21 protein-coding genes and 4 tRNA genes are annotated in these 25,223 nt (G+C 39.3%); 15 read left to right on the top strand and 10 right to left on the bottom strand.

Annotated features, from left to right (window positions below; genetic code table 11):
- Positions 1-3: 3 nt before the first annotated feature.
- Positions 4-2,400, top strand: a complete 2,397-nt coding sequence (locus B9T27_RS13775; protein WP_086207384.1) for a glucose/quinate/shikimate family membrane-bound PQQ-dependent dehydrogenase — start codon at positions 4-6, stop codon at positions 2,398-2,400.
- 352 nt (positions 2,401-2,752) lie between these two features.
- Positions 2,753-3,748 carry a DUF2804 domain-containing protein gene (locus B9T27_RS13770; RefSeq protein ID WP_086207383.1) on the top strand — a complete coding sequence of 332 codons (996 nt, stop codon included), beginning with the start codon at positions 2,753-2,755 and terminating at the stop codon, positions 3,746-3,748.
- A 22-nt stretch (positions 3,749-3,770) separates the two neighbouring features.
- On the opposite strand, the gene B9T27_RS13765 is transcribed toward B9T27_RS13770, so the two are convergent.
- From B9T27_RS13765 to B9T27_RS13755, 3 genes are all read right to left on the bottom strand, one after another.
- On the bottom strand, positions 3,771-4,646 hold the full coding sequence (locus B9T27_RS13765; protein ID WP_086207382.1) for a metal-dependent hydrolase: 876 nt from the start codon (positions 4,644-4,646) through the stop codon (positions 3,771-3,773).
- A 168-nt stretch (positions 4,647-4,814) separates the two neighbouring features.
- Entirely contained in the window at positions 4,815-5,690 is an 876-nt protein-coding gene (locus tag B9T27_RS13760; protein ID WP_086207381.1) for a metal-dependent hydrolase, read from the bottom strand.
- Positions 5,691-5,804: 114 nt separating this feature from the next.
- The gene (locus B9T27_RS13755) at positions 5,805-6,680 is read right to left on the bottom strand and encodes a metal-dependent hydrolase (RefSeq protein ID WP_086207380.1); all 876 of its coding nucleotides are present in this window, start codon (positions 6,678-6,680) and stop codon (positions 5,805-5,807) included.
- 142 nt (positions 6,681-6,822) lie between these two features.
- Here B9T27_RS13755 and B9T27_RS13750 point away from each other — a divergent pair, with 142 nt between their 5' ends.
- A complete protein-coding gene (locus B9T27_RS13750) occupies positions 6,823-7,851 on the top strand; it encodes an AraC family transcriptional regulator (protein WP_086207379.1) in 1,029 nt (342 codons plus the stop codon).
- A 72-nt stretch (positions 7,852-7,923) separates the two neighbouring features.
- On the opposite strand, the gene B9T27_RS13745 is transcribed toward B9T27_RS13750, so the two are convergent.
- A complete protein-coding gene (locus B9T27_RS13745) occupies positions 7,924-9,258 on the bottom strand; it encodes a Na+/H+ antiporter NhaC family protein (protein WP_086207378.1) in 1,335 nt (444 codons plus the stop codon).
- 362 nt (positions 9,259-9,620) lie between these two features.
- Here B9T27_RS13745 and trpA point away from each other — a divergent pair, with 362 nt between their 5' ends.
- From trpA to B9T27_RS13725, 4 genes are read left to right on the top strand one after another with little or no spacing between them, the layout of a single operon-like run.
- A complete protein-coding gene (gene trpA / locus B9T27_RS13740) occupies positions 9,621-10,424 on the top strand; it encodes a tryptophan synthase subunit alpha (RefSeq protein WP_086207377.1) in 804 nt (267 codons plus the stop codon).
- Positions 10,421-11,317 carry an acetyl-CoA carboxylase, carboxyltransferase subunit beta gene (gene accD, locus B9T27_RS13735; RefSeq protein ID WP_086207376.1) on the top strand — a complete coding sequence of 299 codons (897 nt, stop codon included), beginning with the start codon at positions 10,421-10,423 and terminating at the stop codon, positions 11,315-11,317. The genes trpA and accD overlap by 4 nt, the downstream gene beginning before the upstream one ends.
- Positions 11,314-12,600: a bifunctional tetrahydrofolate synthase/dihydrofolate synthase gene (gene folC / locus B9T27_RS13730; protein ID WP_086207375.1), complete on the top strand. Its 1,287-nt coding sequence runs from the start codon at positions 11,314-11,316 to the stop codon at positions 12,598-12,600. The genes accD and folC overlap by 4 nt, the downstream gene beginning before the upstream one ends.
- Positions 12,591-13,637: an SPOR domain-containing protein gene (locus tag B9T27_RS13725; RefSeq protein ID WP_086207374.1), complete on the top strand. Its 1,047-nt coding sequence runs from the start codon at positions 12,591-12,593 to the stop codon at positions 13,635-13,637. Before folC ends, B9T27_RS13725 begins: the two co-directional genes overlap by 10 nt.
- A gap of 18 nt (positions 13,638-13,655) precedes the next feature.
- Here B9T27_RS13725 and B9T27_RS13720 read toward each other — a convergent pair whose 3' ends face one another.
- From B9T27_RS13720 to B9T27_RS13710, 3 genes are all read right to left on the bottom strand, one after another.
- A complete protein-coding gene (locus B9T27_RS13720) occupies positions 13,656-14,237 on the bottom strand; it encodes a dual specificity protein phosphatase family protein (protein WP_086207373.1) in 582 nt (193 codons plus the stop codon).
- The gene (locus B9T27_RS13715) at positions 14,234-15,046 is read right to left on the bottom strand and encodes an MBL fold metallo-hydrolase (RefSeq protein ID WP_086207372.1); all 813 of its coding nucleotides are present in this window, start codon (positions 15,044-15,046) and stop codon (positions 14,234-14,236) included. The genes B9T27_RS13720 and B9T27_RS13715 overlap by 4 nt, the downstream gene beginning before the upstream one ends.
- 160 nt (positions 15,047-15,206) lie before the next feature.
- Complete coding sequence (locus tag B9T27_RS13710; protein ID WP_086207371.1) at positions 15,207-15,848, bottom strand: peroxiredoxin; 642 nt, start codon at positions 15,846-15,848, stop codon at positions 15,207-15,209.
- Between the two features lie 348 nt (positions 15,849-16,196).
- Here B9T27_RS13710 and secA point away from each other — a divergent pair, with 348 nt between their 5' ends.
- From secA to B9T27_RS13670, 8 genes are all read left to right on the top strand, one after another.
- Positions 16,197-18,917, top strand: a complete 2,721-nt coding sequence (secA, locus tag B9T27_RS13705; RefSeq protein WP_086207370.1) for a preprotein translocase subunit SecA — start codon at positions 16,197-16,199, stop codon at positions 18,915-18,917.
- A 147-nt stretch (positions 18,918-19,064) separates the two neighbouring features.
- The gene (locus tag B9T27_RS13700) at positions 19,065-19,424 is read left to right on the top strand and encodes a hypothetical protein (RefSeq protein WP_086207369.1); all 360 of its coding nucleotides are present in this window, start codon (positions 19,065-19,067) and stop codon (positions 19,422-19,424) included.
- Between the two features lie 168 nt (positions 19,425-19,592).
- On the top strand, positions 19,593-20,813 hold the full coding sequence (argJ, locus tag B9T27_RS13695) for a bifunctional glutamate N-acetyltransferase/amino-acid acetyltransferase ArgJ (protein WP_086207368.1): 1,221 nt from the start codon (positions 19,593-19,595) through the stop codon (positions 20,811-20,813).
- Between the two features lie 130 nt (positions 20,814-20,943).
- Positions 20,944-22,011, top strand: a complete 1,068-nt coding sequence (nadA, locus tag B9T27_RS13690) for a quinolinate synthase NadA (protein ID WP_086207367.1) — start codon at positions 20,944-20,946, stop codon at positions 22,009-22,011.
- Between the two features lie 150 nt (positions 22,012-22,161).
- Positions 22,162-22,238: transfer RNA gene (locus B9T27_RS13685), tRNA-Pro, on the top strand.
- Between the two features lie 43 nt (positions 22,239-22,281).
- Positions 22,282-22,358, top strand: a tRNA-Arg gene (locus B9T27_RS13680).
- A 37-nt stretch (positions 22,359-22,395) separates the two neighbouring features.
- Positions 22,396-22,471 (top strand) — tRNA-His (locus B9T27_RS13675).
- Positions 22,472-22,484: 13 nt separating this feature from the next.
- Positions 22,485-22,561: transfer RNA gene (locus tag B9T27_RS13670), tRNA-Pro, on the top strand.
- A 136-nt stretch (positions 22,562-22,697) separates the two neighbouring features.
- On the opposite strand, the gene B9T27_RS13665 is transcribed toward B9T27_RS13670, so the two are convergent.
- From B9T27_RS13665 to B9T27_RS13655, 3 genes are read right to left on the bottom strand one after another with little or no spacing between them, the layout of a single operon-like run.
- Positions 22,698-23,180, bottom strand: coding sequence for an OmpA family protein (locus B9T27_RS13665; protein WP_086207366.1), 483 nt, complete (start codon positions 23,178-23,180; stop codon positions 22,698-22,700).
- 17 nt (positions 23,181-23,197) lie between these two features.
- Positions 23,198-24,415, bottom strand: a complete 1,218-nt coding sequence (locus B9T27_RS13660; RefSeq protein WP_086207365.1) for a diguanylate cyclase domain-containing protein — start codon at positions 24,413-24,415, stop codon at positions 23,198-23,200.
- A gap of 3 nt (positions 24,416-24,418) precedes the next feature.
- Complete coding sequence (locus tag B9T27_RS13655; RefSeq protein WP_086207364.1) at positions 24,419-24,922, bottom strand: YfiR family protein; 504 nt, start codon at positions 24,920-24,922, stop codon at positions 24,419-24,421.
- Positions 24,923-25,223: the final 301 nt, after the last annotated feature.

Here is a 25,223-nt window from a genome sequence, read left to right as displayed (position 1 = left end):
TTTATGAATTCTCCATCGTCGACTTCAGGATTTCGAACTTTTACTGTCGTTATTGCAGTGATTTTCGGTTTAATTCTGTTGATTGGAGGGATATGGCTTGCGGTACTAGGTGGGTCTTGGTACTACATCATTGCAGGTCTTTTCTTCATCGCAACAGCATATTTACTCAATAAATTAAAAAGTTCTGCCTTGATTGTTTATGCAATTCTTGTGTTGGGTACCGTCGTCTGGGGCTTATGGGAAGTTGGTTCAGACTTCTTTGCCTTAGCACCACGTCTCGATATATTAGGACTCTTTGGTCTGTGGTTACTCATTCCAGCGGTAACTCGCGGAATTATGCAGTCGAAGAGTGCTAAGGTCGCACTTTCTGGTACATTGGCAATTACTATTGCGGTGATGGTTTATGCTATTTTTAATGATCCGCAGGAAATTCGTGGCACTTTAACTACGCAGCAACCAGCAACTACGGAAGCTATAGCGGGGGTAGCCGATGCAGATTGGCCTGATTATGGTCGTACTCAATCCGGAGTACGATATTCGCCATTGACCCAAATTAATGATAAAAATGTTAAAAATTTAAAAGTGGCTTGGATATACCATACCAAAGACTTCAAAACTGAGAATGATTCGGGTGAAACCACCAATCAGGTTACGCCGATTAAAATCGGTAATAACATGTATATCTGTACTACTCATCAAAAACTCGTTGCTCTTAACCCAGCTACAGGTCAAGAAAAATGGAAGTTTGATCCCAAAGTAAAATCGGATAAAACCTTTCAGCATTTGACTTGTCGTGGTGTATCTTATTTTGATGCTAATAATACGGTGGGTTTCGAAACAAGTTTAAAAGACAAAAAATCAACATCTGAGCAATGTCCTCGTAAAGTGATTTTACCTGTCAATGACGGACGACTTGTAGCGATTAACGCAGACAATGGGCAGAGATGTACTGATTTTGGTAAAAATGGTGAAGTTGATTTACAGAAAGATATGCCATATCCATATCCGGGGGGCTATAACCCAACATCTCCTCCAGTCGTGACAGGAACGACGATTATTATTGCGGGTTCAACCACAGATAACTATTCAACTAAAGAGCCATCAGGCGTTATTCGTGGCTATGATGTAAATACTGGGGCTTTACTGTGGGTATTTGATACCGGTGCAGAAGATCCTAATGCTATTCCAGCTCCAGGACAGACCTTTGTAAATAACTCTCCAAATGCATGGGCACCATTGGCTTATGATGCAAAATTGGATGTTGTCTATGTACCGACTGGGGTGGGTACACCTGATATTTGGGGCGGAGATCGCACTGAGTTGAAGGAGCGCTATGCTAATTCAATGCTCGCCCTTAATGCCTCTACAGGTAAATTACTGTGGAATTTCCAAACCACACATCATGATTTGTGGGATATGGATGTACCGTCACAACCGACTTTAGCAGATATACAAGTTAAATCAGGGCAAACGGTTCCTGCGATCTATGTGCTGACTAAAACGGGGAATGTGTTTGTATTGGATCGTCGTGATGGTAAAGCCATTGTTCCGATTACAGAAAAACCTGTACCACAAACGGTTAAACGAGGGCCTCAAACTGAAGGTGAGTTTTATTCACCGACCCAACCTTTTTCCGATTTTGATTTAGCGCCAAAGCAAAAATTAACAGATAAAGACATGTGGGGAGCCACAATGTTTGATCAATTGATTTGTCGCGTATCATTTCATCGCTTGAATTATGATGGCATTTATACACCACCCTCTGAAAATGGTACTTTGGTTTTTCCAGGTAACTTAGGAGTATTTGAGTGGGGCGGTATGTCAGTCAATTCAGATCGCCAAATTGCATTAATGAATCCTATTGGCTTACCTTTTGTTTCTAAGCTTATTCCAGAAGATCCAAACCGTAAGGAAACGGCGAAAGGTGCAGGTACCGAGCAAGGGATACAACCAATGTATGGTGTGCCTTATGGGGTTGAAATTAGTCCATTCTTGTCACCTTTTGGGTTGCCATGTAAACAGCCAGCTTGGGGCTATGTTGCTGGTGTTGATTTAAAAACACATGACATTGCATGGAAACGCCGTATTGGCACGATTCGTGACAGTCTGCCAGGAATCCCTTTACCACCTTTTAAAATGGGGGTGCCTATGCTAGGTGGGCCAATTTCTACAGCAGGGAATCTGATGTTCTTGGGTGCAACACAGGATGATTATATCCGCGCAATTAATGTGACTAATGGTGATGAACTTTGGAAAGGCCGTTTACCAGCGGGAGGTCAAGCCACACCGATGACTTATGAGATTAATGGTAAGCAGTATGTGGTCATTATGGCTGGAGGGCATGGTTCTTTTGGTACTAAAATGGGTGACTCTTTAGTGGCATACGCGTTACCTGATTAATAATTATTCTTGTATTTTAAAAAACCAGCAATACGAATTGCTGGTTTTTTAATTTAAGCTCATCAGTGGATTAGATGTCTTCCTTTGTAAGAACCACACTGCTTTTATAATAAAATTTAGGGTTCACAGTTGGATCTTTCTCTCTCTGTTTTGAGATCGCGTAGTCAATATTTAAAGTACCATTCGATACTAAAATGGACATGACAGCAGACTGAAAATTAGATTTATATAGTCTTGAAAAAACAATCTCTTTCTCTGTTGTTAAATTGTTGGCTTAATACAAAAAATAAGCAATAATCAAGCACCGACTAAAGTCAAACTTTAGAATAATAGATGGGATTGAATTGTCGAAATGGATTTAATACAAAAAAATGGACAGCCTCGCTATGGGCGGTTTAAAGAATTACCAACCTCAATCAATATAGATCAATACATTTATAAAACACCTTATGGAAAAACACTGCAAGGTTGGCGTAAGCAATTAAAATATAAAAAATTTAAATTTTGCTGTATTCAGCATGAAGATTATACGATTGGTTTGGCCATTGCTGATATTTCATGGGCAGGGCATGGTTTTGTGTATATCTATAACCATCAAAGCAATGAGGTTTTTGAATGGAATGCCAATACTATATTCGGTCGTGGGACGGATGTTGATGAGCAGCCGTTATATAGCCAAAGTCGTTTTTTAAAAGCACCGTTTGAGTTTGAAATGCAGCATGCCAATGGCGTGCGCTATATCCGTGTGACCAAGCATGGTGAAGAACAATTAAAAGCGAGAATTTTTTGTGCAGGCACTCAACCATTAAGTTTATGTAGTCCAAATGGCATTAATGGGTGGACTTATACACAGAAAAAAACCACATTGGCTGTTGAAGGTTTTTTCATTAATAAGCAAAAACAAAAAATAGATTTTAATGATCGGACATTGGCATCCTTGGATGATACTTGTGGTTTTTTACGTCCTGAAACTGCATGGTTTTGGTTGTCCAGTAATTTTTGGGATCAACAAGGCAATCGAATTGGGTTAAATTTAGCTTCAGGTGTCAATGAAAGTTTTGGTAATGAAAATTGTCTATGGGTGAATGGTGTGCTTTATCCAGTTGCAGATGTGCTGTTTGAAAAGCAAGATAATGATCTTTGGCGAATACACTCTCTAGATGAGCGCTTGAATCTTACCATAACAACTGGTTGGCGTAGATATGAAAATTTAAATCTACGCTTGGTTGGGAGCCAATTTAGTCAGTGGCAATCTCAAATCAGTGGCACCATTCAAACCGAACAAGGTGAAATGATTACACTGTCGCAGGAATATGGTTTGCTCGAACAACATTACGCAAAGTGGTAATGTAATGGCCTGATTATCAGTTTTATAAAGTAGCGTTCCAAAAGGCATCACCAGCCTTAATCGGATCATGTGTTTCGGCTAAGGTATCTACCCACGTTTGATATTGATGAATAATGGTATGTTGGCTTGGGTGAAATTCTGGTTTGTACCAATCAAGATATTTTGGCTTCATCCGAGTTAAAATTCCCGTGCGACCAATAAACCATGGTAAGCCTTTACGCATGAGTTGTAGCCGTTCTATACGGCTAAAGCCATCTTGTTTTAATAAACCCTGAGTACGTTGCATAGTGAAATAAAACATTAACAGGGAAACCAATACGAGAGCTACATAACGGACGGTATTGGGTGTGTGTCCAACTTGAGTCATTACATCATAGGCGACATCGCGGTGTTCCATTTCTTCAATTGAGTGCCATGCAAATAAAGCGCGAATAAAGGGGTGGGCTTCAGCTAAGGTCACTTTTTGACTGAAAAATGTTTCAGCCATGAGAGCTGTTAAGTGTTCGCAAGCCGCTGTGATAGCAATATTATATTGTTTTGGATAGTGTTTTAGCGCATGTCCGAAGCGTTGATTGACATGACTAATAAATTTTTTGACTGGCATGCCTTGATCAATCAAAATTTGATTCATTTTGTCATGTGCAATGCCATGTTGCGCTTCTTGTTGAATAAAGTCAGTTACGCGTTGTTGGAGCTCAGGATCAGTAATTTGATCCCGAAATAAACGTACGCATTGAATAAAGTAACGTTCCCCATCGGGGAAAGTAAGGCTGAGTGCATCGAATACACGAGTACGAAAAGGATCACCAGCAAACCAAAAACGTGGAACTTGCTTCAGTTTAAAATCTAGGTGACGGCGAACCACAGGATCAACTTGATATTGGATGTGTGCATTCATTTTATTTTAATCATCACAAAGCTGTTGGTTTGAATTATGCCAAATTTAGGTATTTTCTCGGTATCTTGATGTACCAATTTTAAGTATCAGTCTGGTATTTTTAAACAATGTGAGGGAAAACAACTTGAGTTAATGTGCTTGGAAAGTGCTTATCTAGATAAAAGAAACTTAAAGTGCAGCGTGCCAAAAAGCTTCACCAGCTGCGATAGGATCACCTGTCTGTTCGAGGGTATCGACCCAAGTTTGATATTGGCGAATAATCGGATGCTGATTAGGATGAAACCCCTTATTAAACCAATTCATGTATGGCGTGTGCATTGCAGAAAGTGAACCTTGTTTTCCAAAAAACCAAGGTAAACCTTTTATAGCCATTTTTATGCGCTGAAAGGTACTAAAACCATCGTATTTGAGCATGATGTTGGCACGATAAAAAGTAAATCCAAATATTAAAATTGAGGTATATGCTAATGCGAATTTACGTAGAGATTCGGATACCTCACCTGCTTGTTGCATCACATCAAATGCGACATCACGATGTTCCATTTCTTCAATTGCATGCCATGCGAATAACGCACGAATATAAGGATGGACGTCAGTTAATGTACTTTTTTTACCGTAAAAAGTATCTGCCATTAATGCCGTTAAGTGTTCTGTCGCCGCAGTCATGGCAATGTTGTATTGCGTCGTACGATTTTTCAAAATGTAATTAAAATGTGCAGCTATGGATGTGAGAAAATGATCGACAGGTATACCTTGTTGTTTGATGATTCTATTCATAGTGTCATGTGCTAGGCCATGTTGAGCTTCTTGTTGAATAAAATCAATGATGCGGTTTTGTAAGTTAGGATCAGTTACTTTATGACGCAAGGCACGAACACTTTCAACGAAGTAGCGTTCACCCATAGGGAAAGTTAAACTCAGTGCATCAAACATACGAGTACGAAAGGGGTCTCCACCAAACCAAAAACGTGGCATTTGATCTAATTTAAAGTTTGGTGTTTTACGGACGACAGGATCGACCTGATATTTGAGGACAGTAGTCATATCCTTCCACCTCACATACTTTTGTTTTAATCATTTGAACAGAGCCGTGTTATTGCAAAGTTCAAGTTTTTATTATTGGCCCAATGATGACATTGAGCTAGTTTATTCTAACAGCTAATACCCAGCTTGCCAAAAAGCTTCACCTGCTGCAATAGGATCATTGGTTGCGGCTAATGTATCAATCCAAGTTTGATATTGATGAATCACTGCATGTTGACTTGGGTGAAAATCAGGCTGAAACCAATCTAAATATTGTTTACGCATGCTAGAAAAAATGCCTTGTTTGCCAATAAACCAAGGCATTCCTTTATACGTCAGCTTGATTCGTTCTAAACGACTGAAACCATCATATTTTAACATTACATTGGCACGATAAATGGTGAAATTAAACATCATCAATGTGGTAAAAGCCAACGCAAATTTACGGGTTAATTCAGGTACATCTGCCACTTGTCGCATTACATCAAAAGCCACATCCCGATGCTCCATTTCCTCAATCGAATGCCATGCGAATAATGCACGGACATAAGGATGAGCATCTTGTAAGGTCTCTTTTTTACTGTAAAAAGTTTCTGCCATGAGTGCAGTTAAATGTTCAGCAGCAGCAGTCATGGCAATATTGTATTGTGGTGAACGATTTTTGAGCTCAAATTTAAAAATTTTAGTGAGGGTGGCAATAAATCGATCGACGGGCATCCCTTGATTTTTCATTACTTGATTCATTTGGTCATGTGCAATGCCATGTTGAGCTTCTTGTCGAATGAAATCTGCGACTCGTTTTTTGAGATCAGGATTAGTAATTTGATCACGAAACAAACGTACACTTTCAATAAAATAACGTTCACCATCTGGAAAGGTCAGACTTAAAGCATCAAACATACGGGTTCGAAATGGATCATTGGCAAACCAAAAACGAGGTACTTGATCTAATTTAAAATCTAACTTTGTTCTGACCACAGGATCAACCTGATATTTGACGAGCGCATTCATCTTATTTTACTTGTAAAGCCTTGGATGATTACAGTATGTCGGTCTTTTACAACTTTGTTTTGACAGTTGTTGCCATTTTTTATACATTTTATGACAGATGACAATGCACCATTTCAATATTGATTGAGACATAGGCAAGGCCATGCAAAATGAAATAAAAATATCAAATGGTTATTTCCAGCTTTGGAAAGCTTTTTTAAAAAAAAATCAATTAGATTGGAAAGTACTGGATCTTACTTTAGAGCAACAGGTTCTGCTGGATGAAGTATTAAGTCAACCAATTGACCAACAGTCATCTTATGCGTTTTTCATGGAGCTGATCTGTGCGACACGTCAGTATCTGGATTGCCCTAATTTCGCTTTTGCGATGGCAAAGTGTATTAGTCCTGCACATTTTGGTTTGTTGGGCTATATGGCATCGCGCAGTGAGAATTTGGCTCAAGCTTTAGAATATGTGATTCGATTTAGTCGTTTAGTGATAGATGGCGCGCATGTGACGCAAATGCAGTATGTGCGTGAAGGGCAGACGATTCGTATGTTTTGCCCTTTAAGTGATGCAAAATATATTTTTCTGCATGAAGTCACGTTGGCTGCAATGTTATATTTAGCCAAACAATTTGTGCCTTTAGATCAGTTTCCTTTGCTGCAAATGAGTTTCGTCAATGTGCCACAAATTCCGTTGAAATATTATCAAGAATTTTATCAATGTAAACTTAAGTTTGAGCAACCACTCTATGAGGTGATTTTTTCAACCGAGGTGCTGTCGTTAAAGCCCGAACAAGCAGATCCTAATTTAATTCAACTCTTGGTGAAACAGGCAGAAGCAACATTATTACAACGTGCCCAGCTGACGACGGTTGCGCAACATTTACAGTTTATTATTGCGGAGTATATTAAGCTGGAACAACAAGCACCTAAAATTGAAGATATTGCGCAAGAATTACATATGTCAGTGAGAACTCTACAACGAAAACTTAGCCAATTGGAGACTTCGTTTAAAGTAATTTTGGAAGAGGAGCGAATGAAGCGTTGTGAATATTTACTTATGCAAAAATTAACGCTAACCAATATTGCACTGGACTTGGGCTATTCGGATCAATCAGCTTTGGCGAGAGCCTATAAAGCTTATAGTGGGCAGACTTTGTTGCAGAAAAAACAACAACTCAAATAAACCAGCTTAATATAAAAAAAGCGAGTCTGATACTCGCCATATTTTTATTTGAATCATTACTATAGGTTGGTTTTAAACAGAACTTTTTAGCCGTGGGTAACGGAAGATAATCGCGAGTATTGCAAAAACTGCCAAAATCCAACAATAATAAATCGTACCAATCAATTCAATTGGAGATATTTTTGCAATTGAGCAGGCTAAAAGTAATTGTGCGCCATACGGAATTAAACCTTGTACTACACAAGAAAAAATATCCATAAATGCTGCGGCACGTTTAGGGTCGACATCATATTCTTTCGCAACTTCGCGTGCCATATCACCAGCTAAAATAATTGCAACGGTATTATTTGCCACGAACAAATTTGAAAAAATGACTAAAAAGCTAATTCCAATTTCACCAGCACGTTGTGTGCCAACTCTTAAGCGTCGCGTAATGCTATAAATTCGTTGAATTAGCCATTCTAAACCGCCTTCTTTTTGTAGGATGGCAGATAAACCACCTAGAAACATCGACAGTAAGGCAACTTCAAACATGCTGACAAAACCATTGTAAATTGAATTATTGAAGACTAATAAGTCAAAATCTGGTTTTTCAAATAAGCCCATTAAGCCAGATAAAATAATTCCAAAAGTTAAAACTGCCAAGACATGCAAGCGAGTAAATGCTAAAAAGAATACAGCAAGATAAGGCAGAATGAGCCAAGCATCATAGTTTTTATAGGCAAGAGCTTGTGAGTTTTCTGTCATAAAGACATAGATTAATAAGGTAATTATTGCAGCAGGCACTGCAATCCAGACATTGACTCTAAATTTATCTCGTAGTTCGACATTTAAGCTTCGTGTTGCAGCAATAGTCGTATCTGAAATCATGGATAAATTGTCACCAAACATTGCACCACCTACAACTGCACCAATTGCGTAGACAGTCGCAATATCGGTGGCTGTAGCGAAGCCAAAGGCAATCGGGGCGCAAGCGGCAATCGTACCCATCGAAGTTCCCATTGCAGTCGCAATGAACGCTGAAATGATAAATAGCATGGGCAAAACTAATGCGGGTGGAATAATAGAAAGTCCAAATTGAACCGTTGCATCGACACTACCAATACTACTCGATACACTAGCAAAAGCACCTGCAAGCATAAATACCATGAACATTAAGATGAGATTTGGGTGGCTCGCACCTTTCAAAAACTCATCAATGGCAGTATTCAGCTTGCCGCGATACATCAGTACCGCCAAAATGATGGCAGGAATTGCAGCCACAGGTGCTTTGATTTGATAAAATGCAAATTCAGTACCGATCATTGAATGGTAAATACCACTGCCTAAAAAGAGGGCTAAAAAAACAATAAGCGGTACCAGCGCAAGCGCTCGGGCTTGCACCTTGCTGTGGGTGTGGGAGGTCATAAAAATAAGGAATAAACGAAAAAACCCGCCTAGTATAGAACAGCTTTTGCAATTTAAGGAAAGTTAAACGTAATTGCCTAAATTGTTTTTTTAAAAAGCTTTTTGCAATTTAATTTAAGTTTTTATAAATACTTGTAATATTTTAAAAAGCTAAAAATAGGAAGCTTTGATCATTGTTCAAAAAAATAAAATATAGCTAAATGGAGTCATTGGGTTGTTTTATCAATTGTGTATCAATATGAGATCACATTGTGCGACTGAGATGCCCTATTCAATGGGTAAAAAATAGCGTTACAATGCAGGACTTGTATTTATACAGAACCAACTCCTCAAGTTTTAACAATCCAAGGAATGTACCCCCTATGTCACGTTTAGTCACTCGATTTGCACAGCTTAAATCTCAACAGCGTAAGGCTTTGGTTTCTTATGTTATGGCGGGTGATCCTCAACCACAGGTTACTGTACCTTTGTTGCATCAAATGGTTGAAGCGGGTGTAGATGTACTGGAACTTGGGTTGCCATTTTCTGACCCAATGGCTGATGGTCCCGTGATTGCACTTGCTGCAGAGCGTGCTTTAGCTGCAGGAACCAATACGCTTGATGCATTGAATATGGTGAAAGAATTTCGTCAAAAAGATACAACGACACCTGTCGTTCTTATGGGCTATTTAAACCCAGTAGAAGTGATTGGTTATGAAAAGTTTGTATCAGTGGCTAAAGAGTGTGGTGTAGATGGCTTGTTGTTGGTGGATTTACCTCCAGAAGAAGCTAAAGATTTAGATGTTGTATTAAAAAAATATGATATGGATCAAATCTTTTTACTTGCACCAACTTCAACCGACCATCGTATTCAGCACGTTGTGAAGCAAGCCAGTGGCTTTATTTATTACGTGTCGCTTAAGGGGGTAACGGGAGCTGCAACTTTAGATACGGATGAAGTCGCAGCACGTATTGAAAAAATCAAATCGTATACTGATATCCCTGTGGGTGTTGGTTTCGGGATTAGTGATGCAGCCTCTGCGAAAGCAGTCGGTCGTGTTGCCGATGCAGTCATTGTCGGAAGTGCGTTTGTTAAGCCATTTGCAAACTTAGCACCAGAACAGGCCGTGGAATCTGCGGTAAATAAAGTCAAGGAGCTTCGAGCAGCGCTCGATGAGTTAGTATGAATCAAGAAGTGAAATCAGGGAAAGTTCTGAGTCCTATCACACCGTGGACGGATCGTTCGATTCCAGGCATTCATATGCCAGATCAACAACAGACACTCAAGGCAACATTTACCGAGCCAACCATTGAGTGCCCTGAATGTCATGCTTTAGTGACTCGTACCGCAATGTCTTTCAATGCTTATGTTTGTCCACAATGTGACGAACATTTGCGTATGAAAGCCCGTGATCGTTTGAATTGGTTTTTAGATCAAGTACAACACGAACTCGGTCAAGAATTTGTGGTTAAAGATCCACTACATTTTGTCGATAGTCGACCATATCCTGAGCGTATCAAAGAAGCACAGGAAAAAACGGGTGAGACTGAAGCATTAGTAGTGATGCAAGGTGTACTGAAAGGAATTCCCTTAGTCGCTTGTGCTTTTGAATTTGATTTCATGGCTGGATCGATGGGTACAGTGGTGGGTGATCGTTTTATACAAGCTGCTGAAAAAGCGATTGCTACCAAACAGCCATTGATTTGTTTTGCTGCTTCCGGTGGTGCACGTATGCAAGAAGGCATGTTGTCTTTAATGCAAATGGCACGTACATCTGCGGTGATTCAAAGAATGAAAGATGCTCACCTGCCTTATATTGTTGTTCTCACTCATCCTGTTTATGGTGGTGTAACGGCATCATTGGCAATGTTAGGTGATGTTCATATTGCAGAACCGAAAGCGATGATTGGATTTGCTGGTAAACGTGTAATTGAGCAAACTGTGCGTGAAAAATTGGAAGAACCATTCCAACGCGCTGAGTATTTGCTTGATCATGGTGTAATCGACCAAATTGTCCATCGTCATGCATTACGTGATACTGTATATCGTATTGTAGCTAAGTTGATGAATTTGCCTTGAACCACACTGCACCACTAGACACTGATGATTTACAAACATGGCTCGATTATTGGAGCCATGTTCACGTTACAGGGATTGATCTTGGTTTAGAACGAGTCATTCCTGTGGCTGAAAAATTGGGTGTTACACAACCTAATGCCAAAGTTTTAACGGTTGCAGGAACCAATGGTAAGGGTTCAACAACAACCACACTTGCTGCTATTTTAAATGCACAGGGCTATAAAGTGGGTTTATACCAATCGCCCCATATCTATAAATTCAACGAACGGATCAAACTTTCAGGCATAGAAGTTGATGATCAAATTTTAGTAAATGCTTTTGTTCAAGTTGATCAAGCACGCCGTGCTTGTGATTTATCTCTTTCATTTTTTGAAGCGACAACACTTGCAGCTTTGGTGATTTTTAAACAACAACAATGTGATGTTTGGGTACTTGAAGTTGGCTTAGGTGGCCGTTTAGATGTGGTCAATGTGGTGAATCCAGATGTTGCTGTGATTACTAATATTGGTTTAGATCATACTGATTGGTTAGGCGATAGCATCGAAAAAATTGCTTTTGAAAAAGCTGGAATTATTCGTCAAAATATTCCTGTTGTTTTTGCGGGGGTACAGGATTTACCACAGGCCATTCAAGTCAAAGTAGAACAATGTAATGCTAAGTTATATGTGGTTAATCGTGATTATTTTTATGAATATGCCCAAGATGGGCTGACTTGGAATTTTGCGACTTCGGGTACTACCTTAAAATTACCGCTGGGTACTTTAGCGATAGAGAATATTTCGACTGCGGTTGCGGCCATTTTGGTCAGCGGCTTAACTGTTTCACAAGCGGCTATTGCCCAAGGTGTTCAAGCTGCAAAATTAGCAGGGCGCTTTGAAATTCGGCAAATAGTGGATAGAACCGTGATTTTTGATGCGGGACATAATCCACATGGTGTTGATTTTTTGTTAAAGCAATTGCGAAACTTCTTAAAATACAATAAACAGTACACAGAAGTGGTTACCGTATTTTCCATGTTGGTCGATAAAGACATCGATGCTGTGGTTAAATTATTGAAAAATACAGTGTCACTCTGGAAAGTTGCACCATTAACCGTGCCTCGAGCAGCCCCAATGCAACAATTACAAGTGGCGTTGCAGGATCAATCAGTTCAACAATTTCAAAATGTACAAGTTGCATTCCAATCAGCGCTGCAAGAAACAAAAAATAATCAGCTGATTTTGGTGTGTGGTTCGTTTCATACTTTAGAAGCGGTCTGGGAGTATTTAGAAGAATGTCAATGAATAACAAACAACGTTGGATGGGCGGAGTTGTTTTATTAGGTGGTGGTGTTTTATTGGCGGCTTTACTTCTAAAAGGCAAAGAAGAAATACATCAAAAGCAAACCCAGATAACACCTACGGAACAGGTACAGCAACAAAATAAAGCTTCATTTATTGGTGAGGCTGTGCAGTTGCAACCTTTAACTGTCGATGTTGCTACTGAAAAACGTTTGCTTGAAGAACAAAAACGTTCACGTGAAAAAGCGGTTGCCGAACAAGAGGCGAAAGCGGCAGATTTTTTACGCATGCAACAACAAGCAGAAGCCGATGCTGCACGTAAGGCTGCAGAGGAATATGCAGCAATGAATGCACGACGAGGTGCTACGGCTCAAGAGGGGACAGATATTCCACCTGAGTTGGTGCAAGATGAAAAAACCAAAGCGAAACTAAATGCTGCAGATCAGAAGAAGCTTGAACAGCAACAGACCCAACAGAAGCAAAAGGCTGAAATTGAAAAAAAGTTAATTGAGCAGAAGCAAAAGCTGGAAGTTGAAAAAAAGTTAGCTGAGCAGAAGCGAAAAGATGCTGAAATAGAGAAAAAAGCAGAGGCTGATAAAAAAGCGGCTGAAGAGAAGAAACTAAAAGCTCAAGAAGAGGCAAAAAAGAAAGCTGAAGTGGCACAGGCTGAAGTCGAGAGGAAAAAAGCAGAGGCGGATAAAAAGGCTGCTGAGGACAAAAAGCATAAAGTTCAAGAAGAAGCTAAGAAAAAGGCTGAGGCTGAAAAAGCACGTACTTTACTTGAAAATGGTGATAAGCAATGGATGGTTCAGGTTGCACTGGCTGCAAATGAAGCAAATGCAGATGCACTGGCTTCAAAATTACGCGCTAAAGGCTATAAAGTTACTAGAAGTCAGACTTCAAAAGGGATCCGTATTATGGTTGGTCCGTCAAAAGATCGCGATAGTGCAGATGCTGCACGTAAAAAAATCACCACAGATGTCAGCCTTGGATTGAAATCTGCTTGGGTGATGGATTGGGTACCTTTAGATCAGCGTTAATGGGTCTAACATGGTTTTTTAAGATGGATTCGTGAGTTGCTCACGAATCCATCTTATATTTTCAGGGCTAAATAAATTTTCAATATTGCCCCAAATTGAATGAAAGCCGTAACCACCATGTTTCATTTCATTCAACGCATCTGCTGTGCTCCAGTTTTCAAAAATAATGCGGTACATAGCAATACTTGCTCCTGTTCGGTCTGAACCATGGTAGCAATGGACTAAAACTCTATGCTGGTTTTTTTGGGCTGCTTGAATCGTTTGCATGACTTTAAGCAGATCTTGTCGATTGATCGCCCACGTATTGATGGGAATATGAACCAGTTGAATTGGCTGGTTGGAAAAGATGGTTTGATCTTTATCCCGATGGCGTAAATTAATTACAATATCAATATTCTGCTGTTGCAGTTGAGAAAACATAGCAGCATCAGGTTGTTCACTACGAAAAACGGTATTGCTAATTTTATAGAAGTTATGGGGTTGATCAATGAGCTGTCCCCAGTTGTGTGGGCGCTGTTCAGGTGGTAGTGCAGCTGTGGTCATACATCCTGTGAAGAGGATACTCGTTATGATCATTACTACAAGTAGATTGTTTTTCATATTTGATATCGTTTTAATTCAATAGGGTCATGTGCACAGATGATTTCAATTTGAGGTTCAGTCTGAGCAAGTTGTTGAATATCATTGAGGCTTTGAATACGTTTAAGGTTATCAAAAGCCAAAAGTCGTTCCGTGATTTCTAAACTGGGTAATTTGTTCTGGGGATTAAGTTCAAGATGGGAATAATAAGCATCTCCACAAAATAACAGCCAATTATTTTGCTGTTTAATCGCTATTCCACAATGCCCTGCGGTATGTCCGAACAGAGGAATCATCAGGATTTCATCATTAAACAGTTTAAATGCTTGTACTCTGGAAAAATTAAACCAGGTTTCACCTTGTTGTGGTTCAATAAAATTCCAGTAGCGATGATTCTTAAATTGTTGTGTCCGATAGCGAAGTTTACTCTGAAACGACAACGATTGAGCGGCATTAAATTCTGTCGATAAAATATGAATCGTGGCATTCGGGAAGTCTGAAATTCCACCTGCATGATCAAAGTCTAAATGGCTGATTAGAATATGTTTGACATCGGACGGTTTAAAGCCCAATTGTTGAATTTGAGCAATAGCAGTTAAATTTAGATCAGATACGATTGCACCAATATTCGCAATCATTGAACCTAAGCGCTGTTTAGGGCGTAAATAATCTTGAATGCCTAAGCCAGTATCAACCAAAACTAAGCCTTGGTCTGTTTCAATGAGGAGGCAATGGCAAATAATTTCTGCTTTAAAACCCTTTTGCCCAAAGAGCGGTGCACAGATTGGACACATGGTGCCACAGTGCAAATGATGAACTTTATAGATCATGTTTGTGTTTATTTTTAGTTTAAAAGTAATCGTTGGATTTATAACCTAAATGGAATGAAAGACCAATCTTGTTTTTATAATGTTATGTAAATGGTTTAAATAAAAAGCCCATCCAAAGGTGGGCAGTTGTGAGTATAATTTTAATACGAGTTTCTTTATTTTAATGATGATTCGGTTGAGGTGTTAACCGTAGATAAGGCTTGATCACTGTATATCCTTTCGGGAAGCGCTCCTTTAATTCAGCTTCATCTTGAAGAGATGGCACAATAATGACATCTTGACCTTGCTGCCAGTTGGCAGGCGTTGCAACTTTATATTGGTCAGTGAGTTGCAGGGAATCAATCACTCGCAAAATTTCATTAAAATTACGTCCAGTTGATGCTGGATAAGTAATAATTAGGCGTATTTTTTTATCTGGATCAATAATGACTAAAGAGCGTACCGTCGCTGTTGCGCTAGCGTTGGGATGAATGAAATCATACAGTGTTGAAACTTTACGATCTTGGTCTGCAAGGATTGGAAAGTTGACCTGAGTCCCTTGCGTTTCATCTATATCATTAATCCAGCCTAGATGAGAGTTGACATCATCTACAGAGAGCGCAATGACCTTTACGCCCCGTTGTTTAAATTCATCGTTGAGCTTGGCTGTGTAGCCCAATTCAGTGGTACAGACTGGGGTGTAGTCCGCAGGGTGGGAAAATAGAATGCCCCAACTATCACCTAAAAAATTATAAAAATTAATGATCCCAGTACTTGATTCTTGATCAAAATTAGGTGCGGTGTCGCCTAGATGGAGTGTCATGATATGTAGTCCTCAAAGTTTTGATGTGTAATTTTTAATATTTAGTATGTTGAAATGACTATCACTTATTTTTTTTAGATTTAAAAACAGTATTTTTCTATTTGTTTATACAAAATTTCGATATAAGAGAAAGGTTAGATTGAAAAATATTTTTAGCAATCTGATGAATCTTCTATGTATAGATAGATCAAATTTGCTACATTAATGCGCCTTAGACTCTAAGTGCTAGATCTCACAGTCAGAATTTTTTACTTGGTTTTGTTGAAAACCCTTGTACTTCAAATTTCTAGCACCATAATAACGTCTGAGAAAAAATTTATTTTGATAAGTAAGATTTAGAGAGTTTATATGTTGGCAAGCCTGATCGGAGGAATCTTCGGTACTAAAAACGATCGCGAACTTAAGCGAATGCGTAAAATTGTCGAGAAGATCAATGCGCTCGAGCCGACAATATCTGCCTTAAGCGATGAAGAGTTATCTGCGAAGACCGAAGAATTCAAACAACGATATAAAAAAGGCGAAAGTCTTGATCAATTGATGCCTGAAGCATTTGCGGTGTGCCGTGAAGCAGGTAAGCGCATTATGGGGATGCGCCATTATGACGTTCAGTTGATTGGTGGTATTACCTTACATGAAGGTAAGATCGCTGAAATGCGTACTGGTGAAGGTAAAACCCTAATGGGTACTTTAGCCGTCTATCTTAATGCGATCAGTGAACAAGGCGTACACGTAATTACCGTGAACGATTATTTGGCACAACGTGATGCTGAGTTAAATCGTCCATTGTATGAGTTTTTAGGCTTGAGTGTTGGCGTGATTTATTCAATGCAATCACCTCACGAGAAAGCTGAAGCTTATCGTTCAGATATTACGTACGGAACCAATAATGAATTTGGTTTTGATTATTTGCGCGACAACATGGTTTTTTCCATGGCAGAGAAGAAACAACGTGGTTTAAGCTATGCCATTATTGATGAGGTCGATTCGATCTTAATTGATGAAGCACGTACCCCGTTGATTATTTCAGGTCAAAGTGAAGATTCATCACAGTTATATACTGCTATTAACAGTATTCCCCCTAAACTTCATGCACAGAAAGAAGAAAAAGTTGCTGATGGTGGACATTTCTGGATCGATGAAAAACAACGTTCCGTTGAAATGACTGAAGTTGGTTTTGAAACTGTAGAAGATGAATTGATTCAGATGGGTCTGTTGGCTGAGGGTGAAAGTCTTTATTCCGCTGCTAACTTAAATCTGGTTCATCATGTCACAGCAGCCATTCGCGCTCATTATTTATATCAACGTAATGTTCAGTACATCATTGCTGATGGTGAAGTCATTATTGTTGATGAAAATACAGGTCGTACGATGCCAGGTCGTCGTTGGTCTGAAGGTTTGCATCAAGCTGTGGAAGCAAAAGAAGGTTTAGAAATTCAACCTGAAAATCAAACGCTTGCAACTACAACTTTCCAGAACTATTTCCGTCTATATAAAAAGCTTTCAGGTATGACTGGTACTGCTGATACTGAAGCTGCGGAAATGAAAGAGATTTATGGTTTAGATGTGGTACTTATTCCGACACATCGTCCAATGATTCGTAATGACCAAAATGATTTAATTTATTTAAATCGTAATGGTAAATACAATGCCATTATTCAAGAAATTCAAAAAATTCATGAAGCGGGTGTTGCGCCAATTTTAATTGGTACGGCTACGATTGAAGCCAGTGAAATTTTGTCGGATAAACTTCGTGATGCGGGTATTACCCATGAAGTTCTCAATGCTAAGCAACATGAGCGTGAAGCCGATATTATTGCACAAGCGGGTTCGCCAAATGCTGTCACTATTGCTACGAATATGGCTGGTCGTGGTACCGATATTTTGCTGGGTGGTAACTGGAAAGCAAAATTGGCCAAAATTGAAAACCATACTGCTGACGATGAAGCGCGTTTAAAAGCAGAATGGGAAAAGCAGAATGAAATGGTGCTCAGTTCTGGTGGTTTACATATCATCGGTTCTGAACGTCATGAATCGCGACGTATTGATAACCAGCTACGTGGCCGTTCTGGTCGTCAAGGTGATCCAGGTGTATCCCGTTTCTTCTTGTCACTTGAAGATGATTTAATGCGTATTTTCGCAGGTGATCGTGTGGTCGCAATGATGCGTGCTATGGGGTTGCAAGAAGATGAAGCTATTGAACACAAAATGGTATCTCGTTCGATCGAAAATGCACAACGTAAAGTTGAAGCGCGTAACTTTGATATTCGTAAAAACTTATTGAAATACGATGATGTCAATAATGAACAGCGTAAGATTATTTACTCGCAACGTGATGAAGTTTTAGAAGAAAGCTCACTTCAAGATTATATTGAAGAAATGCATCGTGAAGTGATGAAAGGCTTGATCGAAAATTATATTCCACCTGAGTCGATTCATGATCAATGGGATATTGACGGTCTAGAAAATGCTTTGCGTATTGATTTAGGTGTAGATCTTCCTGTTAATCAATGGTTAGAAGAAGACCGTCGCTTAGATGAAGAAGCTTTGGTTGAACGTATTAGTGATGAAATTATCACACGTTATCGTAGTCGTCGTGAGCAAATGGGGCCTGAGTCTGCTGCGACTTTAGAACGTCACTTCATGTTAGGTGCTTTAGATCGTCATTGGAAAGACCATTTGGCTGCCATGGATTATTTACGTCAAGGTATTCATTTACGTGGTTATGCACAAAAGAATCCTGAGCAAGAATATAAGAAGGAAGCATTTAACTTATTTGTTAGTATGTTGGGTGTGATTAAGTCAGATGTTGTAACTGATCTTTCTCGCGTGCATGTGCCAACTGCTGAAGAATTAGCGGAAATGGAAGCACAGCAACAGGCGCAAGCAGAATCAATGCATTTGTCTTTTGCACATGATGAAGTGGACGGCTTGACGGGTGCAATCTTGGCCAATCAGGTCAATGTTGAGCCAGACCTTTCAAAGGCAGTATTTTCCCCGCCAGAAAGTCGAAACGCAGCTTGTCCATGTGGTTCGGGTTTAAAATATAAGCAGTGCCACGGTAAGATTTAAAATTTACTAATTTAAAAAGCAGAACGTGAGTTCTGCTTTTTTTTGTAAAGAATATTTAATGAGGGGGGCTGCACTATGAATAGGCATTGCAGAAATGATCGGTAAATGGTATTTACTTGCACAAGAGTACTGTTTTTGGAAAAGACAATGAAAAAATTATTAAAAGCTTTATGTGTGGCAACGGTAACTTTACCCGTATTGGCCTTTGCAGATACCGCTCCTCAAGCGACCACAGTTGCAAATGTTCAGGCTGCAACTGGTGTAACAACGGCTCAAGCTGAAGTTAAAAATGATTCAACTACCGTAATTAGTCCACGTACAGGCATTCGTTATACTCTAGGCAATACTGGTGGTCGTGCAATTATTCTAAAAACAGCTGCGATTGCTGCGGTTACACCATCTACAGTGAATCGAGTGGTTGCTACAAACCCTGCATTATCTGCTGCGAGTCAAGAAAAAGTTAAATTGGCATTGTTAGAAAATACAACTGCCGCAGCGGCTCCATAAAGCTCACCAGTCAATATAAGCTCAACCAGTTATTCAGATAACTGGTTTTTTTATTTATAAAACGCTAAAAATAATTGTAAAAATAGATGAGTCCTTTATTACGCTCGATTTTTGTGAGTATTTCTAATAAGCTGTGTTTTTATTTTTAATCATTTTGGACATTTTAAAATGACTGTTGGTGACGTGACTATGCCACATATGCATGTGGTACAAGGGGTAAAAATTGGCTCAGCAGAGGCGTATGTTCGTTACCCAAATCGACGTGATTTAGTAGTTTTTGAGTTTGTTCAGGGTACTCAGGTTGCAGGTGTGTTTACTCAAAATGCATTCTGTGCTGCGCCAGTGCATATTTCTAAACAGCATCTTGAAATAGGGAATCCTCGCTATTTAGTGATTAATACGGGGAATGCCAATGCTGGAACAGGCAAGTTGGGTATGGAAAATGCTCAACAAACGTGTTTAAAAATGGCTGACATTGCTCAAGTTAAACCTTTTGAAGTTTTACCTTTTTCAACAGGTGTGATTGGTGAGCAATTACCGATGCCGCGATTACTCAGTGGACTACAGCCAGCTTTAAATAGCTTGCAAGAGAGTGCCTGGGTAGATGCGGCAACAGGTATTATGACCACAGATACGACACCGAAAGGTGCTTCTGAGCAGTTTCAGCTAGATGGCATCACCTATAGCATGACGGGTATTTCTAAAGGTGCTGGCATGATTCGTCCGAATATGGCGACTATGCTTAGCTTTGTTGCTACAGATGTACCGATGAGCCGTGTTGTGGTACAACAATTATTAAAAACTACGGTAGAACAATCTTTTAACCGTATTACGATTGATGGCGATACATCGACCAATGATTCCTGTATTTTTGCAGCAACTGGTTTAGCGGGTGGTGTTGAAATTAGTTCAACTGACGATGCTCGCTATAGCGTTGTTTTAGAAGTTTTAACGCGTGTAATGATGCGATTGGCGCAACTGATAGTACGTGATGGTGAGGGAGCGACTAAATTTATTACGGTTGCAGTAGAGGGCGGTAATGATACGCAGGAATGTTGTGACATTGCCTATAGTATTGCTCATTCACCCTTAGTTAAAACGGCATTTTTTGCATCTGATCCAAATTGGGGTCGGATTTTAGCTGCGATTGGTTATGCCGGTGTCAAAAAATTAGATGTTGAAAAAATTCAAGTTTGGTTAGATGATGTGCAGATCTGTAAAGATGGTGGAGCTGCCGCAGATTATACGGAAGAGGCGGGTGCTCGTATCATGTCTCAGCCTGAAATCACCATTCGTGTTGATTTAGGTCGAGGGCAGGCCAAAGATACAGTCTATACCTGTGACCTTTCATATGATTATGTCAAGATTAATGCAGACTATCGGTCGTAATTAAGATTCAAAAAAGCCTCCGTTGAGAGGCTTTTTTGTCATGGAAACTTTAGCGGTGAATCTAGGAATAGCTTCACAACGTAAAAAAAGCAAGCTAGATAGCAAGCGATATGGATAGAGAAGAGCTTTTATGAATGATGCGACCAATTTAATTGCCAATGAAGCAAAATCGATTGTCACAGCACATTTAGATCGTTTAGGTGAGCCTAAGGATACTAGTTTGAGTCCTGAAGCAAAAAAACAGAAATTTGCTCAAATTAAAGCGGAATTGCAGCAACGAAACGCTGTCCTAGTGGCACATTATTATTGTGATCCTGATGTACAAGAACTTGCAGAAGCAACAGGTGGCTGTGTTTCTGACTCTTTAGAAATGGCACGTTTTGGGCGTGATCATGCAGCATCGACATTGGTGGTTGCTGGAGTTAAGTTTATGGGGGAAACCGCAAAAATATTGTCCCCTGAAAAGACTATTTTGATGCCGACTTTAGAAGCAACTTGTTCTTTAGATTTGGGTTGCCCTGTAGATGAGTTCGCTGCATTTTGTGATGCGCATCCTGACCATACCGTTGTGGTCTATGCCAATACCTCAGCAGCAGTCAAAGCACGTGCGGATTGGGTGGTGACTTCAAGCTGTGCCGTTGAAATTATCGAGCATTTGGATAGTTTAGGTGAAAAAATTATTTGGGCACCAGATCAGCATTTAGGTCGCTATATTCAAAAGAAAACAGGTGCTGAAATGTTGTTATGGGATGGTGCCTGTATTGTGCATGAAGAATTCCGTGCGCGTGGCATTACTAATATGAAGGCGTTGTATCCAAATGCAGCAGTATTGGTACATCCTGAATCACCTGAAGCAGTAATCGATGTTGCAGATGCGGTGGGAAGTACCTCACAACTGATTAAAGCCGCACAGACTTTGCCACATGACACACTCATTGTTGCGACCGATCGGGGGATTTTCTATAAAATGCAACAAGCGGTACCGCATAAGAAGTTAATTGAAGCACCCACTGCAGGTGAAGGGGCAACATGTCGTTCATGTGCGCATTGCCCGTGGATGGCGATGAATGAATTAGATGGTATTTTAGATGTGTTGCAAAAATCTGATCAAGAAATATTCGTTGATTCGGCACTGGCTGAACGAGCTAAATTACCTTTGGATCGTATGTTGAACTTTAGTGCGAGCTTAAAACGCTAATTTTGTATAAAAAATGTCTGAAATGCTTGATAAGTATACATTCAATTTGTTTTTTTAACTTTTTTTCAAGATAGGTGTTGACGTCTTCGGGCGTCGCGCCTAGAATGCACACCGTACCACACGATGTGTGATACGAAAGCTGAGATGAATCGGAGCATGGCGCAGTTTGGTAGCGCACCTGGTTTGGGACCAGGGGGTCGTAGGTTCGAATCCTACTGCTCCGACCAATTCTTCAAGGCGAGGTATCGTGATATTAGTATCATCGGTTATGCGCCTGTAGCTCAGTTGGATAGAGCATCCGCCTTCTAAGCGGATGGTCACAGGTTCGAGTCCTGTCAGGCGCACCAATTGGTTGCTTGATATTGTAGAGCCAAATATGTGATGGTGGTTGTAGCTCAGTTGGTAGAGCCCCGGATTGTGATTCCGGTTGTCGAGGGTTCGAGCCCCTTCATCCACCCCAATTCACAGAAGATCGGAGCATGGCGCAGTTTGGTAGCGCACCTGGTTTGGGACCAGGGGGTCGTAGGTTCGAATCCTACTGCTCCGACCAATTTAAGTATTTACTTAAATATAAACAATCCGCTTAGATGCGGTTTTTTTATGTCTACAATTTGATAATAAAATGGATTGATAATAAAAAGACCTCTATTAAGAGATCTTTTTAAGTTAATAAATGCTAAAAATATTTAAGGAATAATAATAACAGCGACCCGTCTATTGGCAGCACGATGTTCTTCGCTATCATTTATTTCGACAGGTTGGGTTGAGCCTTTACCGGAAGCGAATACATTTTGATGAGCAAAGCCATGTTTTAAGAAAATTACTGCGACGGTTTGTGCGCGTTGTTCTGAAAGTTTTAAATTATATTCTGGATTGCCCACATTATCGGTATGGCCTACAATTTTAACTTTATTTAAGTTGTATTTTTTGAGCTGCTCTGCAAGCCGCACCAGCTCAGATTCGTGTGATGGTTTAATTTCCGCTGCATTGAAGTCAAACAGTAATCGTTCGGGTAAACCTAAGCTCCAGCCTTCATCTGTGAGTACGAAACCTTCTTTTTTTAGTATGCGAACTTGTTTGTGGCTTAAGGAGCCAAAGCTTAAGCATCCGGATAGGGCAAAACAAAATATTGCGAGAATGGATACTTTAAGTCTTTTACTCAGGTTCATAATGAATTCCTAAGGGGTTAAGAGTGAAATATAAACCAATGCTGTTTTAATGATTTAGCTTTATACATTGCTTGGTCTGCTTGGGAAATAAAATCTTCAGGATTTGATGCTTTAGAAGATAGCGCAATTCCCAAGCTAAAGCTAAAGTGAATGTCTTGAGCTTTGTAAATTAATGGTGTTTCACAGCATTTTAATAAATTTTGAGCAATGGCGATGACATTTTCAATTGTGCTCACTGAATTAAGGATAATGGCAAATTCATCACCACCTAAACGCGCTACAAAGTCTTCTTGGCGGATATTATTTTTGAGGCGAATGGCCATTTCTTTTAAAACTTCATCACCGACTAGATGGCCGTATTGATCGTTAATGGCTTTAAAATTATTATTATCTATAAATAGTAGTGCCGATTGATGCCGTTGCTTTGAATCGTCAAAGAGTTGGCATATGATTTGATAAAAATAATTACGATTGGCTAAGCCAGTTAAGTGGTCGTGTTGAACTTGATAGGATAATTGGTTGTTTTCGTTTTGCAGGTGCGTATGCCATGACTGGATTTCATCGAGTAGTTGATTAAATACGGTGTTGAGGTGATTAAATTCTTTAATATCATTGTTGGGGAAGCGTAAATTGTAGGCTTTTTGGCTACTCAGTAATTGTGCAATTTGAACAATTGGTGAAATGGATTGCATGATGTGGCGATAGGTGGAATTAACTGACCACCAGAGCGCCAAAATCATAAACAGCATTCCGATGATTAATCCAGCAAAAATTTTGATGATAAACATCATAATATCAGTAGAACTACCATATAGCACCACTTCACCAACAACACGACCATTGTGTTGAACGGGAAGTCGGATAGCTTGCTTTAAAAAAATATGGTCAAAAATATTTTGCAGAGCAGAATATTGTTCAATATTTTTAATACTTTCGGAAATCAATTGGCCTTGATCATCATAGACTTCAATGAGTCGAATTGAGTGTTGATGGGTGTATTCATTAATAATCTGTGATAGAGCGATTTGATCTTTAAAAACTAAGGCGGGTTGAATTCGTTCGGATACAGTTCGACTAATTAAAAGTAAGTTTTGTTTTGCATAAGATTCTACGGTGAAAACAGAAATGGTTGCAAAAGTGAATGTGCAGATTAGAAAAGTAATGGCAAATATCGTAAATTGAGATTTACGAAACAGGACTTGGAGTGAGGTTGACTTATATAGAGTGTTAATCATGCCTTACTCCGAGCTTTTTGCTAAAAGTAAAACACGAGGATCAATATGAATTTTGGAGTGGGCTAAGCTGTCCAAGTTGACTCTAAATAGCGTATTACCATTTTTAGAGGTGAATAAACAAAAAGAACTTCCAATCTCACATTCATTATTATTGGTGCTGAATGATAAAATGGATTTATTTAAAGATTTATTTAACAGCTGTTGCTGAGTGTTGGGAGGGGTGCTGGTAAAAAAAACAACATCACAATATGTAGATCGAAGTTCATCGGCATTAATTGAGTGAGTAATTAGGTTGTAATTATTTTGTTGTGCAAAAAATGTAAACTGATTGGCAATATTTGGATTGTCGATAACACAGAAAGATGGATTGGGATTTGAAAATTTTGCATAACTTAATATTGAAAGTGTAGTCACATAAAAATTGTGCGAAGAGTTGGCAAGAGATAGATTGCTTATACAAAGTAAAATTCCCAAACAGAAAATCTTTCTATTTATTCGATATGCCATTTCAATGTTTATTATGTTGAGAAAATGAATAAAAGTATTCTAATGAATAAAAACAAATATAAATAGATTAAATTTTATATAAATGTGATGGTTTTTATGTTTTATCGACCAATAAACCACCATTTGAATAAATTAATTAAAGAAAGGGGTTGCGTAGGAAATTTTTTCCCCTATAATGCGTATCCATCGGCGGTGATGTTAAACAAAACCTCTGATAAATCAATAAGTTGATTGAGTTGTTAAGATTTCTGAATGAGATTTTAAAGTTTGATTAAAAAATGATTTATTAGAAAATAAGTTA

The organism is Acinetobacter sp. ANC 4648 (assembly GCF_002135345.1).
Classification (GTDB): domain Bacteria; phylum Pseudomonadota; class Gammaproteobacteria; order Pseudomonadales; family Moraxellaceae; genus Acinetobacter.
This window is presented reverse-complemented; position numbering and strand designations above follow the sequence as displayed.

Excerpts from the sequence above, each read along its gene's own strand:
- B9T27_RS13775 (WP_086207384.1), top strand. The coding sequence starts at position 4 with ATGAATTCTCCATCGTCGACTTCAGGATTTCGAACTTTTACTGTCGTT.
- B9T27_RS13770 (WP_086207383.1), top strand. The coding sequence starts at position 2,753 with ATGGATTTAATACAAAAAAATGGACAGCCTCGCTATGGGCGGTTTAAA.
- B9T27_RS13765 (WP_086207382.1), bottom strand. The coding sequence starts at position 4,646 with ATGAATGCACACATCCAATATCAAGTTGATCCTGTGGTTCGCCGTCAC.
- B9T27_RS13760 (WP_086207381.1), bottom strand. The coding sequence starts at position 5,690 with ATGACTACTGTCCTCAAATATCAGGTCGATCCTGTCGTCCGTAAAACA.
- B9T27_RS13755 (WP_086207380.1), bottom strand. The coding sequence starts at position 6,680 with ATGAATGCGCTCGTCAAATATCAGGTTGATCCTGTGGTCAGAACAAAG.
- B9T27_RS13750 (WP_086207379.1), top strand. The coding sequence starts at position 6,823 with ATGCAAAATGAAATAAAAATATCAAATGGTTATTTCCAGCTTTGGAAA.
- B9T27_RS13745 (WP_086207378.1), bottom strand. The coding sequence starts at position 9,258 with ATGACCTCCCACACCCACAGCAAGGTGCAAGCCCGAGCGCTTGCGCTG.
- trpA (WP_086207377.1), top strand. The coding sequence starts at position 9,621 with ATGTCACGTTTAGTCACTCGATTTGCACAGCTTAAATCTCAACAGCGT.
- accD (WP_086207376.1), top strand. The coding sequence starts at position 10,421 with ATGAATCAAGAAGTGAAATCAGGGAAAGTTCTGAGTCCTATCACACCG.
- B9T27_RS13725 (WP_086207374.1), top strand. The coding sequence starts at position 12,591 with ATGTCAATGAATAACAAACAACGTTGGATGGGCGGAGTTGTTTTATTA.
- B9T27_RS13720 (WP_086207373.1), bottom strand. The coding sequence starts at position 14,237 with ATGAAAAACAATCTACTTGTAGTAATGATCATAACGAGTATCCTCTTC.
- B9T27_RS13715 (WP_086207372.1), bottom strand. The coding sequence starts at position 15,046 with ATGATCTATAAAGTTCATCATTTGCACTGTGGCACCATGTGTCCAATC.
- B9T27_RS13710 (WP_086207371.1), bottom strand. The coding sequence starts at position 15,848 with ATGACACTCCATCTAGGCGACACCGCACCTAATTTTGATCAAGAATCA.
- secA (WP_086207370.1), top strand. The coding sequence starts at position 16,197 with ATGTTGGCAAGCCTGATCGGAGGAATCTTCGGTACTAAAAACGATCGC.
- B9T27_RS13700 (WP_086207369.1), top strand. The coding sequence starts at position 19,065 with ATGAAAAAATTATTAAAAGCTTTATGTGTGGCAACGGTAACTTTACCC.
- argJ (WP_086207368.1), top strand. The coding sequence starts at position 19,593 with ATGACTGTTGGTGACGTGACTATGCCACATATGCATGTGGTACAAGGG.
- nadA (WP_086207367.1), top strand. The coding sequence starts at position 20,944 with ATGAATGATGCGACCAATTTAATTGCCAATGAAGCAAAATCGATTGTC.
- B9T27_RS13665 (WP_086207366.1), bottom strand. The coding sequence starts at position 23,180 with ATGAACCTGAGTAAAAGACTTAAAGTATCCATTCTCGCAATATTTTGT.
- B9T27_RS13660 (WP_086207365.1), bottom strand. The coding sequence starts at position 24,415 with ATGATTAACACTCTATATAAGTCAACCTCACTCCAAGTCCTGTTTCGT.
- B9T27_RS13655 (WP_086207364.1), bottom strand. The coding sequence starts at position 24,922 with ATGGCATATCGAATAAATAGAAAGATTTTCTGTTTGGGAATTTTACTT.